This is a genomic window from Oerskovia flava (assembly GCF_026163685.1).
Lineage (GTDB): Bacteria > Actinomycetota > Actinomycetes > Actinomycetales > Cellulomonadaceae > Oerskovia_A > Oerskovia_A flava.
On record NZ_JAOXSR010000013.1, the window covers coordinates 59,994 to 78,731 of the forward strand.

Genomic DNA, 18,738 nt, shown 5'->3' on the forward strand with positions numbered 1-18,738 from the left:
CGACGGGTCGGGTCAGCTGCGCCAGGTGTCGTTCAGGGTCACGGTGCCGCTCGAGCCCACGGTGGCGGTGCGGTTGGCTCCGGACTCCCAGGTGACGTTCCCGGCGCCGTCCTTGCGGACGTACTTGTACTCGAACGTCGTCCCGGCGGGCAGGTCGAGCGTCGAGCGCCACACCGGGTAGGTCGCGGCGGACAGGGGTGCCGCGGCGGCCGGGCTCCAGCTCCCCAGCGCCGGGATGCTGCCGACGACGAAGATGTTCTGCCCCCACGACGTGCTGGCGGTGACGCCGAACGAGACGGGCGCGGTGTCGCCTGGCTCCACGGGGTCGGGGTCGGGGCCGTTCCCACCACCGGCGAGCGCACCGACGTGGATCGCGACGGCGTCGTTCGACCCGACGTTCGCGGCGAACCGTCCTGACCCGTCGACGGTGACGGTTCCGCCCGAGCAGCCGGTCGCCGTCGGGCGTCCCTGCGTGACGTCGCAGTACGTGCCGGCGGGCAGCGAGGTCTGGAAGGTCCGCTGGAGCGTGCCGCCCTCGCCGTTGATCGCGACGTACGCCGCGGAGCCCCGGCCGAACGCGATCTGGTCGTTCCCGTTGTCCCACCAGCCCGTCACCGCGGCGTCGCCCGCGGCGTTGCGGAACCCGACCATCCCCGCGATCTCGGGCCAGGCGTGCTGGCAGTTCCAGCCCTCGGAGTAGCACACGGCGTCCCGGACCGAGCCGTCCGCGTTCTGCGGCGGCCCCTGGTCGTGGCCGGTGAACGCGTACGACGACGTCACGGCCGGGGAGCCGTAGGGCCACGCGAGCATAAAGACGTTGGCGAGGGTGTAGCGCGCGCCGTCCTTGTAGCTGAGGGTCTCGCCGTTGCGCTCGGTGTCGTGGTTGTCGACGAAGACACCGGCCTGGTGGCTCGGCAGCATGCCCCACGACTGCCCGAACGTGGACAGGTAGGCCAGCCGGTCGCTGGTGAACATGCGCTTGAGGTGGCGGGCGTAGTCGAACTCGTGGACGTCGCCGGAGCCGACGTACTCGGACGGGCGGACGGGCTCGCCCGCCGCACCGATGACCTCGTTGACGAAGTACGTGTCGGGGTCGCTGAGCAGACCCTTGATCGCGGCGACGTCCTCGGCGGGCATGTGCTTGGCCGCGTCGATGCGGAAGCCGTCCACACCGAGGGACAGCAGGTCGTCGAGGTAGTCGGCGATCTCCTGGCGCACGTACCCGCTGCTCGTGCGCAGGTCGGCGAGGTTCACGAGGTTGCAGTGCTGCACCTCCCAGCGGTCCTGGTACGTCTGGATGTCGCGTCGGCAGTCGTTGAAGTCCTGCGGACCGTAGCCCCCCGCCGGACCGGGGTAGGCGTAGTGCTGGAACGCCGTGCCCGCCCACCCGGTCCCGCCGGCTGACTGGCCGCTCATGTGGTTGATGACCGCGTCGGCGAGCACCTTGACGCCGGCGTCGTGGCAGGTGCTGACCATCGCGGCGAACTCGGCGCGCGTGCCGAGCTTCGACTCGATCCGGTAGCTGACCGGCTGGTACGACGTCCACCACTGGGAGCCGAGGACGTGCTCCTGCGGGGGCGAGGTGAGGACGTACCCGTACCCGGCCGGCCCGAGCGTGCTGGTGCACTCGTCGGCGATCGCGTCCCAGGTCCACTGGAACATCAGGGCGGTCGTGTCCTTGTCGCCGGGGATCGTGGCCCCGGCGCTCGTGGCCGTGAAGGCGCTGCCGAGCGTGAGGCCGGTAGCGGTGATCGCCGTGGCGGCGAGGGCCGCGACGGCTCGGCGGAACCGGTGGCCGGGTGGGAAGAGTCTGCTGAGCGTCATTGCTGCGGGTCTCCGATCTGGTGTGGCTGCGGCGCGCGGCGGCGGTCCGGCAGCAACCCTGCGACCGGCGTCGACACGTGCCCTCGGTGCGGCCAGGTCGTGGCCGCGATCAGCGCGCCGCAGCGTTGCGGCGCTTTGCTGATTCTTGCAGCAACGTTACACGCGGGGGCGTGCGGTGTCAGCCCGGCGGTCGACATCGACCGCAGGGCTGGGACTGCCGGGAGCCTGGCGCGTCAGGCGGACGTGCCGACGGAAGCCGCCGCGCTCACCTCGCCGAGGACGACCGCGTCGATGAGCTGGCGTGCCCACGCGAGGATCTCCGCACCCCGCAGCGGCCGGCCGCCGATGCGCGCCGTCGTCGGGAAGGGCACGAGGACCGCGCGGATCGCGGGCTTGAGGATCGTCCCCGGGTACAGCCGCTTGAGCCGCAGCTGCGCCGACTCGGCCAGCTCGACCGGCGCGAACCGGACGAACTTGCCCTGCGCCGTGACGTCGGCGATGCCCGCCCGCCGCACGTGGTTGCGGAAGTCGGCGACGTCGAACAGCGCGGCGACGACGTCGGGCAGCGCGCCGTACCGGTCGACGAGCTCCGCGCGGATCTCCGCGAGCGCCGGCGCGTCCTGCGCGGCGGCGATCTTCCGGTACGCCTCGAGCCGCAACCGCTCGGTCGCGATGTAGCTCTCGGGGATGTGGGCGTCCACGGGCAGCTCGATGGAGACCTCCGGGGCCTCCTCCTCCCGCTCGCCCTTGAAGCTGGCGACGGCCTCCCCCACCATCCGCACGTACAGGTCGAACCCGACGCCGGCGATGTGCCCGGACTGCTCGCCGCCCAGGAGGTTGCCCGCGCCGCGGATCTCGAGGTCCTTCATGGCGATCTGCATCCCGGCGCCGAGGTCGGTGTTCGCGGCCATGGTCGCGAGGCGGTCGTGCGCCGTCTCGGTCATGGGCTTCTCGGGCGGGTAGAGGAAGTAGGCGTACGCACGCTCGCGACCGCGCCCGACCCGCCCGCGCAGCTGGTGCAGCTGGGAGAGTCCGAGCATGTCGGAGCGCTCGAGGATGAGGGTGTTGGCGTTGGAGATGTCGATACCGGTCTCGATGATCGTGGTGCACACGAGCACGTCGAGCTCCTTCTCCCAGAAGCCCCGGATCACCCGGTCCAGCTGGTGCTCGTTCATCTTGCCGTGCGCGACGTCGATCCGGGCCTCGGGTGTGAGCTCGCGCAGGCGCGCGGCCGTCTTCTCGATCGTGTCGACCTTGTTGTGCACGTAGAACACCTGGCCCTCGCGCAGCAGCTCGCGGCGGATCGCGGCGGTGATCTGCTTCTCGTCGAACGCCCCCACGTACGTCAGCACGGGGTGGCGCTCCTCGGGCGGGGTCGCGAGCGTCGACATCTCGCGGATGCCGGTGACGGCCATCTCGAGCGTGCGCGGGATCGGGGTCGCGCTCATCGCGAGCACGTCGACGTTCGTGCGCAGCTGCTTGAGCGTCTCCTTGTGCTCGACGCCGAACCGCTGCTCCTCGTCGATGATCACCAGGCCGAGGTCCTTGAACCGCACCGCGCCGGACAGGATGCGGTGCGTGCCGATGACGACGTCGACGCTGCCCTCCTTGAGGCCCTCCTCCACGGCGCGCGACTCGGCGTCCGTCTGGAACCGCGAGAGCGCCTTCACCGTGACCGGGAACCCGGCGTAGCGCTCGGAGAACGTCTCGAAGTGCTGCTGGACGAGCAGCGTGGTGGGCACGAGGACCGCGACCTGCTTGCCGTCCTGCACGGCCTTGAACGCCGCGCGGATCGCGATCTCGGTCTTGCCGTAGCCGACGTCGCCGCAGACCAGCCGGTCCATGGGGACGGTCTTCTCCATGTCGGCCTTGACCTCGTCGATCGTGGCGAGCTGGTCGGGCGTCTCGACGTACGCGAACGCGTCCTCGAGCTCGCGCTGCCACGGGGTGTCCGGCCCGAACGCGTGCCCCTGGGTGGCCATGCGCGCGCTGTAGAGGCGGATGAGCTCGCCCGCGATCTCCTTGACGTGCTTGCGGGCGCGCGCCTTCGTCTTGGACCAGTCCGACCCACCCATCTTGTTGAGGCTCGGGGACTCACCGCCGGTGTACTTGGTGACCTGGTCGAGCTGGTCGGTGGGGACGAACAGCCGGTCGCCCGGGTGGCCCCGCTTCGAGGAGGCGTACTCGATGACGAGGTACTCGCGCGTCGCGGCGTTGCCGCCCGTGCCGAGCGTGCGCTGCACGAGCTCGACGAACCGGCCGACGCCGTGCTGCTCGTGCACCACGAAGTCGCCCGCCCGCAGCTGCAGGGGGTCGACGACGTTGCGCCGCCGGGAGGGCATCTTGCGCATGTCCCGGGTGCTCGAGCCCGTACGACCCGTGAGGTCGGACTCGGAGAACACGGCCAGGCGCAGCTCGGGGGCGACGAATCCCGGCCCGACCGGCGCGGGCGTGACGAGGACGATCCCGCCCTCCGGCTCGTCGTCGATGCGCGCGACGAGGCGCGCCACGGTGTCCACCGCGCCGAGCTGCTCCACCATCCGCTTGGCCGGACCGTGGCCCTCGGTGGTGAGCACCAGCCGCCAGCCGGCGTGCTGCAGCGAGCGCAGGTCGTCGAGCGCGCGCTCCACGTCGCCCCGGTAGGACTCGACGTCCCGGGCGGGGACGACGAACGTCGTCCCGTCCGCGGCGACGTCGTCCACCACGTTGCCCGCGGCGGCGCCGTCACCGCTGCCGTCGGAGGTGCCGTCACCGGCGGCGTCCGGGTCGTCGAGCCCGAACGGGCTGAGCGTCCACCAGCCCAGCCCGCGGCGCGCGGCGATGGTCCGGACGTCGGCGAACGTCTCGAACGACGCCGCCGACAGGTCGATCGGGGTGGCCCCGCCCGCGGCGGCGCCGGTCCACGCGGCCGCGAGGAACTCCTCGGTCGTGGCCACGAGGTCGTGCGCGCGACGGCGCACCTTCTCCGGGTCGTCGACGACGAGCAGCGCGTCGTCGGGAACGAGGTCGAGCACGGGCACCATCCGGTCGACGAGGACCGGGGCGAGGGACTCCATTCCCTCGACGGCCACGCCGGCCGCCAGCTTGTCGAGCATCTCGACCGCGCCGGGGAACTGCTCCACCAGGGCCGCGGCGCGGGCGCGCACGGTCTCGTCGAGCAGGATCTCGCGGCACGGCGGCGCCCAGACGCCATGGTCCGCGACCTCGAGGCTGCGCTGGTCCGCGACGGCGAACCACCGGATCTCGGAGACCTCGTCGCCCCAGAACTCCACGCGCACGGGGTGGTCCTCGGTGGGCGGGAAGACGTCGAGGATCCCGCCGCGCACCGCGTACTCCCCGCGCCGCTCCACCATGTCCACCCGCTGGTAGGCGGCCGCGGTCAGGCGCTCGGCGACGTCCGTGAGGTCCACCTGCTGCCCGACGTGCAGCTCGACCGGCACCAGCTCGCCCAGACCGTCGACCACGGGCTGCAGGAGTGCGCGCACCGGCATGACGAGGACACGCACCGCGCCGGTCTGGCCGCCGTCGGCCGTGGGGTGCGCGAGGCGGCGGAACACCGCGAGCCGCTTGGCCACCGTGTCCGCGCGCGGCGAGAGCCGCTCGTGCGGCAGCGTCTCCCACGCCGGGAGGACCGCGACCTCGTCGTGCAGCTCGTCCGGCAGGTACGCGCGCACGCTCGCGGCCAGGTCGTCCGCCTCCCGGCCCGTGGCGGTGACCACGACGAGCGGCCGGCTGCCCTGCGCAGGCGCGGCGGGCACGGCAGGCACGACGGACGGAGCGTCCGACGTCTCGCCCGTCGCGCGAGCACCGGCCATGGCGGCGAGCAGCGGCGGGCGGACACCGGTGGGCGCGACGACGTCCACCTCACCGCGCGCACGCACACGCTCGACCACGGAGGCGACGACCGGGTCGGCGAGGAGCGCAGGCAGGATGCCGGTGAGATTCATGCGGGCAGGGTCCTTCCGGGGGCGAGCCGAGGCAGCACGAGCGGCCCGGACCGACGAGCTGACGGTCCGGGCTGGGTACGTCCAGACTACGCCCGGGCGGTGACAGCGCACCCGACCCTCCGTCATGCTCAGAGCATGCACCGGACGACCCGCGACGACGCCCCGCCCCGCCCCCGACGGCGCCGTGGGCCGGTCGCGGCGTCCGCGGTGCTCGCGTGCGCCGCCGCCCTCGTGGCTCTCTGGGCCGCGACGCAGCTCACGGCGGTCGGCCAGGAGGTCGACGCCGGGACGTTCCGGCGTGTCTCCTGGCTGCACGACGCCTGGGGCGAGGGAGCGGGACACGTGCGCAGCTCGCTGCCCGTGGTCGCCGCCGTCGTCGTCGCGGTCCTCGGGGTGCTCGCCGCCGCGCGGCGTGCGTGGCGCGACCTCGCCGTCGCCGCGGTCGTGGTGGTGAGCTCGGTCGGCGCCGCAGAGGCCGTGCAACGGCTGGTCGTGCGGCCGGACCTGGGCGGCTACGGCTACGCGCACAACACGTTCCCCAGCACGAACGTCGCGGCGGTCGCGGCGCTGTGCGTCGCGGCCTGGATCCTGTGGCCACGCAGCGGACGCGTCGCGCTGCTCGTCGGCGCGGGCGTCGCGCTGCTCGCCGCGCTCGTCTCGGTCGTGACGTACGCGCACCGGCCGAGCGACGTCGTCGGCTCCCTCCTGCTCGTGGCCGCGGTGAGCGCGACGGTGCTCTGGGCGGCTCAGGACAGGTCGGCGTAGATCCGCTCGTAGGCGCCCGCGACGTCGTCCCAGCCGAAGTCGGCGGCCCGACGCCGCCCGGCCGCGCCGAGCTCGGCGGCGAACGTCGCCTCGCTCGACACCCGCCGGACCGCGGCCGCGAGCGCACCGGTGTCCTGCGGGTCGACGAGCAGCCCGGTGCGGCCGTCGTCGACGAACTCAGGCGGCCCGCCGACGGACGTGGCGACGACGGGGACCCCCGCCCGCCAGCCCTCCAGCACCGTGATGCCGAACGCCTCGACACGGCTCGGGACGACGAGGGCCACCGACCGGGCCATCGTCGTGACGACCTGCCCGCGGTCGAGGCGGCCGGGGAGCACGACCCGGTCCCCCAGGCCGAGCTCGTGCGCCAGCGCGCCGAGCGCGGCACGCTCGGGACCGTCCCCGCCGATGACGAGCGACAGGTCCGGGTCGTCGACCTGCGCGAACGCGCGCAGCAGCAGGTCGAAGCCCTTGGTCCGCACGAGCCGTCCGACGCCGAGCACGTAGCGCTCGGGCAGCCCGGGCGGAGCGGCGCCCGCGGGCTCGTCCAGGTCGATCCCGTTGAAGACGACCTGCGTCCGGCTCTCCCCGCCCTGGCCGGCCCGGCGCTCGAGGTCGTCGGCGGCGCACCGCGAGCACGCGGTGACGGCGGCGGCGCGGGCGACGGACCCGCGCAGGGAGCGCGACAGCAGGACGGAGCGGTCGAACGCGTCGTCCGCGTCCATGAAGGTCTCGCCGTGGTTGCTCAGCACGACCGGCAGGCGCAGGAGTCGGCCCACGGCGTCGGCATAGACCCCGTTGGGCCCGAAGCAGTGCACGTGGAGCACGTCGGGGCGGTCGGCGCGTGCCGCGGCCACCCAGCGGGCGAGCGCTCCGGGGGCGCGGGCGACGAACCGGGCCGCGGGCCCGGCCGCACGGGCGGGCATCGGGCAGGGCAGGTAGCGCACGGGGACCGGACCGAAGCGGTCGACGGCGCCGTCGTCGCCCTGGTCCACCGACCACACCACGACCCGGTGCCCGCGGGCGTGCAGGCGCAGCGCGACGTTCGCCACGTGCTCCTCGACCCCGCCGAACCGCGGGAGGAACGAGCTCGTGACCAGCGCGACGGCGACCACGGCACCCCTCCCGATCGACGGCGGACGAACCTCCCGTGAGGCCAGGGCGGTCGACGCTACTGTAGTGCCCTGCCTGCGACGAGGACCGGAACCGATGCCCCACCTGACGATCGCCACGACGGCCTCGCACGCCCCCATGGGCGCCCAGGTCTACGAGCGCGAGATCGCCGCACGCGCCGCGGCCCAGCTCGCGCGCCTCGACGAGGTCCGGATCGGCGAGGGACAGACCGGCGAGGTGCGCCCCTCAGGGGGCGGCCGCTGGGAGGTCGACGAGCTCGTCGCCCGCTCCCTGCGCTCACCGCTGGCGGGCACCCGCCGGCTGCCGATCGGCTGGCTCTCCACCGCGTCAGCCGCGAGCCGTCGGTCGGTGGGCCGCGCGCTCTACCGCCGGGGCGCCGTCGTGCACCGTATGGACCTCGTCCTGCCACCGGCACCGGGCGTCGACGTGGTGACGATCCACGACGTCGTCTCCTGGCGGTACGAGGACGAGTCCGCACCGGTCCGCGCGGCGGCGGAGGAGGCCCGGCGGGCCGATGCGGTGGTGTGCGTCTCGCAGTTCTCGGCGCAGGAGGCCGTCGACCTGCTGGGGGTGCGCGACCCGCACGTCGTGCACAACGGCGTCGACCCGCGGTACGGCACGGCGGCTCCGCTCTCCGCGGAGCAGACCGCGGCCCTCGGCATCACCGGCCCGTACCTGCTGCACGCGGGCGGGGCGTCGACCCGCAAGAACCTCGAGGGTCTCGCCGGCGCCTGGCCCGCGATCCGCAGCGCCCGGCCAGACGTCACGCTCGTGCTCAGCGGTCCGCCCCACACGCGGCGGACCAAGCTCTTCGCCGACCTGCCCGGCACGCTGCTGGTGGGACGCCTGCCCGACGACGTCATGCCGGGTCTCGTCGCGGGCGCGGCTGCGGTCGTGGTGCCGTCGCACTACGAGGGGTTCGGCCTGCCCGCGCTGGAGGCGATGGCGACCGGCACCCCCGTCGTCGCCGCCGCCACGAGCTCCCTGCCCGAGGTCGTCGGCGACGGCGGCATCCTCGTCGAGCCCACGCCGGCGAAGCTCGCCGAGGCCGTCGAGTGGGCCCTGTCCGGGGACCGGGAGATCACCACCCTCGCCGCGGCCGGCCGCGAGCGCGCCCGGGCCTTCACGTGGGAGCGCAGCGCCGCCGGTCACGCCGCCGTGTGGCGCACGGTCGGCGGCCCTGCGTAGTCGCAGGTTCGTGATCGCCGGCTCGCCGTCGACGCGTGACCGTCATCCCGGCGCCCAGGCCTGCACGGCGCTGATGGCGACGGTCCACTCGCTCTCCGTCTCGAGCGGCATGAAGGACGGGTGCAGGCCGCCCACGACCCCGGAGTAGTTGACCGCCAGGACCGGGACGTCGCGCTCGGTCGTCATCGGCACCGCGACCCGTACGGCCGTGATCTCGACGGCCTCGAACGCGAACATCGCGACCCGGTCGTGGAACTGGTCCGTCTGCTCCGCGACGACGCGCCACGTCCCGTCCGTGGTCCGCACGGACACCGTGTAGTCGCGCAACCCGCCCGTGCAGCACCGGATCCCGGCGGTGGCGACGGCGATGCGGTCGACGCGCTGCGGCCCGTCGGTCGTGATCTCGACCGCAGGCGCCTCGTCCACCGCTCCCCCGGGCAGCCGGCCCGAGCGCCACGGCTCGCGCACGGCGAACGTCCCGGACGTGACGGCCGCGGCGTCCGTCTCCTCGTGCGTGGACGTCGCTGCGACGGGCCGACCGGCGAGCACGTCGTCGCCGAACGGCGTCACCGGCTCGACCGACACGCTCGCCCCCGGCGGCACGACGAGGAAGAGCGGGGCGCCGTTGACGGTCAGCTCGGTACCCGGTGCACCCGCGACGCTCAGGTCGCGCTCGGCGCCGTACTGGTCGCGAAGACGGGCCGCCACCGGTCCGTCGTCACCCAGGACGCGCACGGTTGTCGTCAGGTCCTCGCTCCAGAGGGCCAGCAACCCGCTGCCGTCGGCGCCCTCGGCCCGCACGGCGTGCACACCCGGCGTGCCGGTCGGGACCACCGTCGGCGGCCCGAAGCCCTCGAGGAACCCCGCGGTCGCGGCGAACGCGACCGCAGCCGGCTTGACGTAGGCGCCGTACTGCACGAGCGACCACGAGTTGTCGGCCTCGCCGAAGCCGCCCTCGGAGAAGAAGTACGTCCACTCCTCGATCGGCTCGAGGCCGTACCAGAGCAGCTTGCGCGCGACGTCGGAGCCGCCCGCCCAGAGGTTCGCGACGCCGTCGGACCACCAGCCCGACTCCGTGTCCCACAGGGGCAGGTCACCGCACGGAGCGACCACCTCGCGGAGTTGGTCGAGCTCGGCGCCGTCGAGCGAGAAGCCCTCCTCCTCCCACGACCGGTTGAGTCCCGTGTACGGGTGGATGCCGACGACGTCCATCGAGTCGCACCCGCCGGCGGCGACGAGCCCGTCCCACCACTCGGGGACGATCCCCAGGGTGTTGCCACCGACCACGACCGCACCGGGGTGCGCGGCACGCGCCGCCCGGGCGAAGGGCGCGCCCACCCGCCGCTCGTACTCGGCGGCGTCGCCGAACCCCGTCGTGTTCGGCTCGTTCCACGGCTGCCAGTGGACGATCTCCGGCGCTTCGCGGCGCACCGCCGCGACGATCTGCCGCGCCCACCCGCCCCACGTCCCTGCCTCGACCGCGGCGTTCTCCGCCTCGCCACCGGACCCGAGCTGCAGGATCAGGTGCACGTCCGAGTCCGCGGCGAGCTCGGCCGCGGCCGCCAGCTCGGCGAACGGGTCGCGCTCCGCGCCGTCGTCCTCACCCTCCTCCGGGTCCGGGATGCTCCCGTCCGGGAGCGAGTCCCAGACGAGGGCGCCGGCGTCCGGCGACGCCGTCGGGTCGGGCACGATCGCACCGAAGTCGAGCTGCAGGCGATGGCTGCCGACGCCCAGGCGATCGGCGAGCTGGACGCCGCGGACCGGGCTCGCGCCACCCCAGTCGGCGCCGTCCGCGAGGCTCTCCGGGTCGAGCTCCGCACCCGGGGCCGCCACGGTGTAGCGCAGGCACGTCCCCGCCACCGGTGCGCCGCCGTCGCGCTCCACGAGCGCGGCGTCCACCTCGTACGCCCCCGGCCGGGCCGCGGGGAGGTCGAGAACCACGTCTCCGCCGTCGGGCGGCAGGTCCACCACCCGCTCCTCCCCGGCCACCGGGTCCCACACGCGCGGGTCGCCCCGGACCGTGTAGCGCAGCCGGTACCGGTCGGCGTGGGCCCCCCACGCGGGATCGAAGGCCGCCACGACGCGCGGCTCCTCGTCCGCGTCGAACACGTTCAGGACGCGGCCGGTCACGAGGCCCGCCCCCAGCCCGAGCGTCGACAGGAACTCCTCGTTCGCCGCGTTGTACTTCAGCGGCGCGCGCAGCTGGTAGGCCATCCGGTCCGCGGTGACGGCCGTGAGGGCGACCGCCTCTCCCTCGCCGTGCGTGAGGACGAGGTACTCCTCCCCCGCGGCCACGACCGGCGTCGGGAGGCGCAGTGCGAACGGCTGCTCGATGTCGACCCGCGAGTCCGGCCACAGCCCGCGCGAGACCCCGTCGTCGCCGAACCAGCGGAAGCCGAACCCTTCCTCCACGACGAGCAGCCCGTTCCCTCCGGGCCCGGCCGTGACCCCGGTCATGTCGATCCAGGGCGTCCGCGTCACCCCGAACGGCACCCCCCGTTGGCGCGTCGCGCCGAGGTGCAGGGTGGCCGCGCCGCCGGGGTCGACGACGCGCAGGTCCCACGAGGTGACCGTCGCGGTGCGGGACGACGTCTCGACGACCACGCCCCCGTCCGGCAGCTGCCCCACGATCTCGCCCTCGAGCGCCAGCTCCGCCAGCAGGCGACCGTCCGCGGTCACCCGGTGCAGGACCTCGCCCGACTCCAGGACCCCGATGACGTCTGCTCCCGCGGCGTCATCGTCCTCGCTCCCGGGCCAGCGGACCATGCCGTACAGGTCGAGGACCGACCCCTGCGTCTGCGGACCTTCCGGGAGCTCGACGGTCCACGCCCGCCCCCCGTCGGCGTCGAGCCGGACGAGGTCCCGGCGCCCGGCGATCGTGTCGAGGAGGAAGGCGGACCCGTCCGGCCCGACCTCCAGCTGCCCCGGGGTGAAGACCTCGTCGCCCTCGCGCACCTCCAGCCCGATCTCCGTCACCCCCTGGCGGGATCCCGACGCCACGTCGTACCGCGTGACGGTGTAGGAGCCCCGACGGTCCCAGGCGAGGACGTGCGCGACGCCGTCCCGGGCGCGGATCGTCAGCACCTCGTGGTCCGGCGCGGGCCGCAGGTCCCCGACGACCTCCCGCACGCCGTCGAGCGACCCCTGGTCGACGCCGTCGTGGGTGACCGCGTCGAGGACCGGGAACCCGCACACGGGGGTGTCGCCCTCCTGGGCTGCGAGCGCCACGGGCGGCGAGGCCGACGGCACGTCCGGGGGTGTCACGGGAGCTGCGGGGTCGTCGTCGGCGAGCAGCGCGACCAGCGCACCGACACCGAGGGCGAGCGCGAGGGCACCGGCGAGGACGACCCGGCGCCGGGGCTCGGGCCGCACGGCGTCCTGCTCGCTGCTCATGGTGCCTCCGCTCGGCGGCCGACCGTCCGTCCAGGTCGGCGGACCGCGCCGTCCTGGTCCCCCGATCGTAGGCACGCGGCGGCATCGCGAACCCGGCACCGGACGGCGTTCACCCCTGGGATGATTCACCCGCTTCGGCCTGCATCGGGCACGGACCCAGCGACTATCGTTCATCTGTGCAGGAAATCCGCGAGAAGGCGATCACCGTCGAGGGTCTGGGCAAGACCTATCGTCTCGGTGCGTCCGGCGAGCGCCCGTCCACCGCCGCGGCCGCGGCCATCCAGTGGGTGCGTTCGACCGGCCGGGCCCGCTACACCCTCTTCGACGCCCTCGACGACATCTCCTTCGAGATCCCCCGTGGCGAGGCGATCGGCATCGTCGGACGCAACGGTGCGGGCAAGTCGACGCTCCTGAAGATCCTCACCCGCGTGACCGCCCCGACCAGGGGCCGCATCGAGCTCAACGGCCGCGTCGGCAGCCTCCTGGAGGTCGGCACCGGGTTCCACCCCGAGCTCACCGGCCAGGAGAACATCTACCTCAACGGCGCGATCCTCGGGATGACCCGCAAGGAGATCCGCAAGCGCTACGACGAGATCGTCGATTTTTCCGGCATCGAGAAGTTCCTCGCGACACCGGTCAAGCGCTACTCGTCGGGCATGTACGTCCGGCTCGCGTTCGCGGTCGCCGCCCACCTCGACACCGAGATCCTCGTGATCGACGAGGTCCTCGCCGTCGGCGACGCGGAGTTCCAGCGGCGGTCGATCGCGAAGATGCGCGAGGCCGCCCAGGGCGGTCGCACCGTGCTGTACGTGAGCCACCAGCTCCAGACCGTCCAGGCCCTGTGCACGTCGGCGATGCTCCTCGACCGCGGCACGCTGACCTACTCGGGCACGGTCGAGGGCACGCTCCAGGCCTACCGGGACAGCTTCGAAAGCTTCGCCGCCGCCCAGTCGGACCCGAAGAAGCGCCCGGGCAACGGCAAGGTGCGCTTGTCCTCGGTCCGCATGGAGGACGAGTTCGTCAAGTCCTCCCAGGACATCGTCGTGGACTTCGAGGCCGGCAAGAGTTCCAAGCTCATCGGCACCTACTTCGTCTCCATGCACATCAACGACGACCGTGGCGCCGTGATCGCCCAGTGCGACTCGCGGCTCGTCGGCGGCTGGTTCGACCCGACCGAGACGCAGCGGGGCAGGCTCGTCATCCGTGACCTGTGGCTCAAGCCCGGGCAGTACACGGTCGACGTGTACGTCTGCCAGTCCGGCGTCCTCGACGCCTGGGAGGGCGCCTGGCGCTTCGAGGTCCTCCCCGACCTGCCGTACCCCGAGTTCACGGAGTCCTCCGGGACCGAGAAGGGCATGATCTTCGTGAACTTCGACTACGAGAGGGCCTGAGCCGTGGAGAACGAGGTGCAGCGCACCGTCATCACACCGCCCGGCAGGCTGAACGTCCCCGCCTGGCGCGAGATCTGGAACGCCCGCGAGGTCGCCGTCCGGCTCGCCCAGCGCGACCTGATCGTCCGCTACCGACAGACCATCTTCGGTGTCACGTGGGTGATCGCCCAGCCGCTCGTCAGCGCGGGGATCTTCACGATCGTGTTCGGGGAGATCGCCGGCCTGTCGACCGGGAAGATCCCGACCTTCCTCTTCACCCTCGCCGGCATGCTCGCGTGGAACCTCTTCAACGGATCGCTCGGCAGGGCGTCCGGCTCGATGGTCGGCAACCAGTCGCTGGTCCAGAAGGTCTTCTTCCCCCGGCTGCTCGTCCCGCTCTCGAGCCTCGCCTCGGTCGTGGTGGACTTCGTGGTCGCGCTCATGCTCGCCGTCGTGCTGCTGTTCGTCTTCGCCATCAACCCGGGCTGGGCGGTCCTCCTGCTCCCGGTCTGGGTGCTGCTGATCCTCATGATCGGCACGGGCATCGGGCTCGCGGCAGCGGCCTACATGGTCAAGTACCGCGACGTCGGGTACGTCCTGCCGTGGCTGGTCCAGATCCTGCTCTACGCGAGCCCGGTCGCCTATGCCCTGTCCTCGGTGCCCAGCCACCTGCGATGGCTCTTCGACATCAACCCGGTCACGTGGTTCCTCGAGGCCTTCCGCTGGTCCTTGCTCGGCACCGACCTGCCACCGGTCTGGCAGATCCTCGCCCTGTGCATCGCGGCCCCGTTGATCTTCCTCGCCGGCACCCTCGTCTTCCAGAAGAACGAGCGCGAGTTCGCGGACTTCATCTGATGCGACGGTCCGCCTACGTCCTGCTGGCCGACCCGAGCTTCCTCGGGGCGAGCCTGCGCGCGTACTACGACCACGTCGACCGCATCGTGCTGTCCTACGACGAGAGCGCCACGTCGTGGACCGGGACACCGCTGCCCGTCGACGAGTGCCTCGCGATCGTCAAGGAGATCGACGTCGACGGCAAGTGCGTCGCAGCACCCGGGCACTACGCCCGGCTCGAGCACCCGCCCCTGGACAACGACACGTACCAGCGGCAAGCCGCCCTCGACGAGGCGTCCGACGACGCGGACTGGGTGCTCCAGCTCGACACCGACGAGGTGATCCTGGACCCGGACAGCTTCCTCGCGGCGCTCACGAAGGCCGACGACGCCGGCGCAGGCGGCCTGCACTACCCGTCGCGCTGGCTCTACTCCCGGGTCGCACCGGGCCGCTACCTCGAAGCGAGCACCCGCTGGGGGCGGCCCGTCGCGTCCTACCCCGGCCCCCTCGCGGTGCGGGCCGGAACGAGGCTCGACCAGGCCCGCCAGGCCGACGTCCCGCTGTACCGCGTCGACCTGCGACCCTGGAACACCGACCCCGCGCACCACCACACGACGATCGTCCACGACGTCGTCACCCCCCAGGAGGCCGTGCTGCACTTCTCCTGGGTCCGGAGCGACGACGTGATCCGCCGAAAGTTCGGATGGTCGGGCCACACCGACGACTACTCGCGCCCGGCGGTCTACCGCACGTGGCGGAACCGTTCCCGCCGACCGCACCGTACCGCCCTGACGTCCCCGCTGCGCCGTACCGACTGGTACCGGCTCGTGACCGTCCCCGAGCCCCCCGGAGGCGAACCGTGAGCCCGTCCGTCAGCGTCGTCGTCGTCACCTACAACCGCCCCGACCACGTGCGGGAGTGCCTGGACCACCTGGCGCGGCTCGACACCGCGCCGCTCGAGGTGATCGTCGTCGACGCCTCGCCCGACAACCGCACGCGGCGGCTGGTGACGGAGGAGTTCCCGGAGACGGTCCTGCTGCGCAACGACCTCGGCCGCGGCACCACCCCGGAGTCGCGCCAGATCGGCTTCGCCGCCTGCCACGGTGACATCGTGGCCTACATCGACGACGACGCCTTCGTGGAACCGGAATGGCTGGACGAGCTCGTCGCGCCGTACGCCGACCCCGAGGTCGTCGCGGTCGGGGGTCGAGCCAAGAACGGCATCCCGGGCGAGGAGTCGGTCGGCCTCACCGAGATCGGTCTGCTGCTGCCCGACGGCCGGCTCACGGGGAACTTCGGGGCCGACCCCGGACGCGTCGTGCAGGTGGACCACCTGCTCGGCGCGAACATGTCGTTCCGCCGCAGCGTCCTCGCCGAGCTCGGCGGCATCCGCGGCAACTACCCGGGCACGTGCCTGTGCGAGGAGTCGGACATCTCGCTGCGGGTCGCCACCCGTGGCCGGCTCGTGTTCAACCCGCGCGCCGTCGTGCGGCACGTCGCGGCCCCGTACGGCATCGGGGGCAAGCGGTTCGACCGGCGCTATCTGTACTACCTGCGGCGCAACCACGTCGTCATGCTCGTGCGGAACTTCGGCTGGCGAGACCCTCGCGTGCGGTACTACGCGCGCTACGTCGTGCGGGAGCAGCAGGACTACGTCGCCGTGGCGATCCGCCGCGTCGGCCCGCGCAAGTCCAACGGGAAGCGGCGCCCGCTGCGTGCCCGGCTGACGGCCCCGGTGGTCCTCACGCGCTCGGTCGCCGAGCTCTCCGGGCTTCTCGCCGGCGTCCCCGCCGCGCTGGTCGCGACGCGTCGCGACCAGGCCGCCGGGGTCGCGACGCCGTGACCCGTCCGCTCGTCCACGTCCTGACACCGGGTGACCACTTCTCGCCGCGCACCGGCAGCGCGATCCCGACGATCGTCGACGGGCTGAGCCGCGGCGCATCCGACGGCACCCCGCCGGCCACGGTGGTCGTCGCACGCGGCACCTACGCGGACCGCTACACCAGCGCCCGTGCCGTGGAGTACCCGCCGCGGGCACCACGGCGCACCGACCGGTACGTGGACGTCGCCGCCGCCCGGGCTGGGTTGCCGCGGCTCGGGTCCCGACGGGTGCTGCGCCCGACCCTGGGCGACCAGCGCAACTGGCCGGCGTCGATCGTCCTCGCGCACAACGCCCCTGCCCTCGTCCCCCTCGTGGACGGCCGGCACGACGCGGTGCTCTACGCGCACAACCAGGTGCTGCGCAGCTACACGCTGCGGGAGGCCGGCCGGGTCCTGCGCCCGGCGCGTGCCGTGGTATGCGTCAGCGACTTCCTCGCGCAGCAGGTGCAGGACCGGCTGCCACGCGAGCTGCACGGCCGGGTCCGCACCGTGCGCAACGGAGTAGACCTGGAACGTTTCGCCGTGCCCCGCGCACCCCGACAAGGGACCCTGCGTGTCGTCTTCGTCGGTCGGGTCATCCGCGACAAGGGTGTCCATGTCCTGCTGGAGGCGGTCACGCAGCTGGGCCGCGACGACATCGACGTCACGATCGTCGGTCGCCCGGGGTTCGACGCCGACGCCCCGCTGACGCCGTACGAGCGCGGCCTCCGACAGCTGGCGGCCGCTGTTCGCGGCCGCGTGCGGTTCGCGTCCTTCGTGGCCCGGCCGGAGCTGCCCGCCCTGCTGTCGGCAGCGGACGTCGTGGCCGTCCCGTCGATCTGGCCAGAGCCGTTCGGTCTGACCGCGCTCGAAGGAATGGCCGCCGGCGCGGCCGTGGTCGCATCGGACATCGGCGGGATTCCGGAGGCGGTCGGCGCGGGCGGGACCCTGGTGCCTGCCGGCGACCCGCGGCGGCTCGCGGAGGTCCTTGCCGCCTGGGCGGACGACGACGACGCGCTGACGCACGATGCGCTGCGGGCGCGAGCGCACGCACGCAAGAATGGCTGGGCGACGTCGGCACAGGCGCTGAGGGTCGTGCTCGACGACGAGGGAGAGGCATGAGGACACGTACCGTCGCGCTGGCCGACCTGACGCCCGAGGACGAGGACCGCTGGCGGGAGCTCACCGACCGGGCGCTCGAACCCAACCCGTACCTCTCACCCGAGTACCTGCTGCCCGCCCTTCGCTGGATCGAGCAGGCACAGGACGTCCGCGTCCTCGTGATCGAGGACGACGACGGTATGGCCGCGATGATGCCGGTCGGGGTGAACGGTCGGCGCCCGAGGCTCCCGTTCCGCCAGCTGACGACCGCGTCGCCGTACTTCGCACGCCACGCGCCGGTGTGCGCGCCGCTCGTGGACCGCACCCGGTCGGCCGAGACGCTCGACGCCCTCTTGGCGCACCTCGGCGACCGGCGCTCCGGGCACCCGGGTGTCGTGGAGCTCACCCTCGTCCCGGAAGGACCGTTGCTGACCGCCCTCACGGATGCGGTCGCGGCGCGCAAGATGCCCCTCGTCGAGCAGTACCGCCTGGCGCGGGCGAGCCTGACGATCGCTCCCGACAAGGACCCGAGGGCGCACCTGAGCAAGTCCAAGCGCAAGCAGGTCCAGCGGCTCGCGCGCGGGCTCGAACGCGAAGCCGGGGGCGAGCTCGAGGTGCGCGACGCATGGGGCGAGCCCGGCGCCGTCGGTCGGCTGATGGACCTGGAGGCCGCCGGGTGGAAGGGTGACACCGCTCGTGGCGGCCACGCACGACGCAACAAGGCGCGCAACGCCGCATGGTTCGAGGAGCTGGCCGAGGGGTTCGGTGCCCGCGGACAGCTGCACGTCGTGATGGTGACGGCCGGCGACCACCTGGTCTACGCGTCGGCGACGCTGCGCTCGGGTGACGTCCTCTTCGGGCACGTGGACGCCTACGACGAGCAGCTCGCCCGGTACAGCCCGGGGACGATCGGCCGGCTCCTCGAGCAGGAGCACTTCCTCCGGGCGGGGGACGCCCGGGTCTTCGACGCGTGCATGCATCCCCGGTACGTCGAGTCCACGGCGGTCTACCCCGACCGGCGCACGCTCGTCGGAGTCCTGTTCGCCGCTCGGGGAGTCCTGGGCACACAATGGCTCCGGTCGGCCCCGCGCGTCCGGGACGCCGTGCAGCGGTTGCGCCCGACCGAGGACGCCACGGCGTGACGAGTCAGGTGGGTGGTCCCGAGCTGAGCGTGGTGATCGCGGCGTTCGACGCCGAGGCCACGCTCGGCGAGCAGCTCTCTGCGCTGGCCGTCCAGGTGGCGGACCTGGACGCCGACGTCGAGGTCCTGGTCTGCGACAACGGGTCGCGCGACGGCACGGTCGAGCTCGTGCGCCGGCTCC

13 protein-coding genes are annotated in these 18,738 nt (G+C 73.2%); 9 read left to right on the forward strand and 4 right to left on the reverse strand.

Features of this window, described 5'->3' with window-relative positions:
* Window positions 1-12: 12 nt before the first annotated feature.
* Complete coding sequence (locus tag OHL10_RS17640) at window positions 13-1,824, reverse strand: carbohydrate-binding module family 20 domain-containing protein (protein WP_265523552.1); 1,812 nt, start codon at window positions 1,822-1,824, stop codon at window positions 13-15.
* Window positions 1,825-2,057: 233 nt separating this feature from the next.
* The gene (gene mfd, locus OHL10_RS17645; RefSeq protein ID WP_265523553.1) at window positions 2,058-5,771 is read right to left on the reverse strand and encodes a transcription-repair coupling factor; all 3,714 of its coding nucleotides are present in this window, start codon (window positions 5,769-5,771) and stop codon (window positions 2,058-2,060) included.
* Between the two features lie 135 nt (window positions 5,772-5,906).
* On the opposite strand from mfd, the gene OHL10_RS17650 reads away from it, so the two are divergent.
* Window positions 5,907-6,536 carry a phosphatase PAP2 family protein gene (locus tag OHL10_RS17650; protein ID WP_265523554.1) on the forward strand — a complete coding sequence of 210 codons (630 nt, stop codon included), beginning with the start codon at window positions 5,907-5,909 and terminating at the stop codon, window positions 6,534-6,536.
* On the opposite strand, the gene OHL10_RS17655 is transcribed toward OHL10_RS17650, so the two are convergent.
* The gene (locus tag OHL10_RS17655) at window positions 6,518-7,651 is read right to left on the reverse strand and encodes a glycosyltransferase family 4 protein (RefSeq protein WP_265523555.1); all 1,134 of its coding nucleotides are present in this window, start codon (window positions 7,649-7,651) and stop codon (window positions 6,518-6,520) included. The two genes, OHL10_RS17650 and OHL10_RS17655, sit on opposite strands and share 19 nt — an antisense overlap.
* A gap of 94 nt (window positions 7,652-7,745) precedes the next feature.
* Between OHL10_RS17655 and OHL10_RS17660 the strand changes: the two genes are divergently transcribed.
* Entirely contained in the window at window positions 7,746-8,858 is a 1,113-nt protein-coding gene (locus OHL10_RS17660; protein ID WP_265523556.1) for a glycosyltransferase, read from the forward strand.
* A gap of 42 nt (window positions 8,859-8,900) precedes the next feature.
* Here the strand turns inward: OHL10_RS17660 and OHL10_RS17665 are convergent, their stop codons facing one another.
* Entirely contained in the window at window positions 8,901-12,251 is a 3,351-nt protein-coding gene (locus OHL10_RS17665; protein ID WP_265523557.1) for a hypothetical protein, read from the reverse strand.
* A 176-nt stretch (window positions 12,252-12,427) separates the two neighbouring features.
* Here OHL10_RS17665 and OHL10_RS17670 point away from each other — a divergent pair, with 176 nt between their 5' ends.
* The 7 genes from OHL10_RS17670 to OHL10_RS17700 form a co-directional block, all read left to right on the forward strand.
* Window positions 12,428-13,642, forward strand: coding sequence for an ABC transporter ATP-binding protein (locus tag OHL10_RS17670; protein WP_265523558.1), 1,215 nt, complete (start codon window positions 12,428-12,430; stop codon window positions 13,640-13,642).
* Window positions 13,643-13,657: 15 nt separating this feature from the next.
* Entirely contained in the window at window positions 13,658-14,476 is an 819-nt protein-coding gene (locus OHL10_RS17675) for an ABC transporter permease (RefSeq protein WP_265523559.1), read from the forward strand.
* The gene (locus tag OHL10_RS17680) at window positions 14,476-15,318 is read left to right on the forward strand and encodes a glycosyltransferase family protein (protein WP_265523560.1); all 843 of its coding nucleotides are present in this window, start codon (window positions 14,476-14,478) and stop codon (window positions 15,316-15,318) included. Before OHL10_RS17675 ends, OHL10_RS17680 begins: the two co-directional genes overlap by 1 nt.
* Window positions 15,315-16,298: a glycosyltransferase family 2 protein gene (locus tag OHL10_RS17685; protein WP_265523561.1), complete on the forward strand. Its 984-nt coding sequence runs from the start codon at window positions 15,315-15,317 to the stop codon at window positions 16,296-16,298. The genes OHL10_RS17680 and OHL10_RS17685 overlap by 4 nt, the downstream gene beginning before the upstream one ends.
* Window positions 16,295-17,437: a glycosyltransferase family 4 protein gene (locus OHL10_RS17690; protein WP_265523562.1), complete on the forward strand. Its 1,143-nt coding sequence runs from the start codon at window positions 16,295-16,297 to the stop codon at window positions 17,435-17,437. Before OHL10_RS17685 ends, OHL10_RS17690 begins: the two co-directional genes overlap by 4 nt.
* On the forward strand, window positions 17,434-18,558 hold the full coding sequence (locus OHL10_RS17695; RefSeq protein ID WP_265523563.1) for a GNAT family N-acetyltransferase: 1,125 nt from the start codon (window positions 17,434-17,436) through the stop codon (window positions 18,556-18,558). The genes OHL10_RS17690 and OHL10_RS17695 overlap by 4 nt, the downstream gene beginning before the upstream one ends.
* Window positions 18,555-18,738, forward strand: a 184-nt coding sequence (locus OHL10_RS17700) for a glycosyltransferase family 2 protein (protein WP_265523564.1), incomplete at its 3' end; no start/stop codon positions are given. The genes OHL10_RS17695 and OHL10_RS17700, both read left to right, overlap by 4 nt.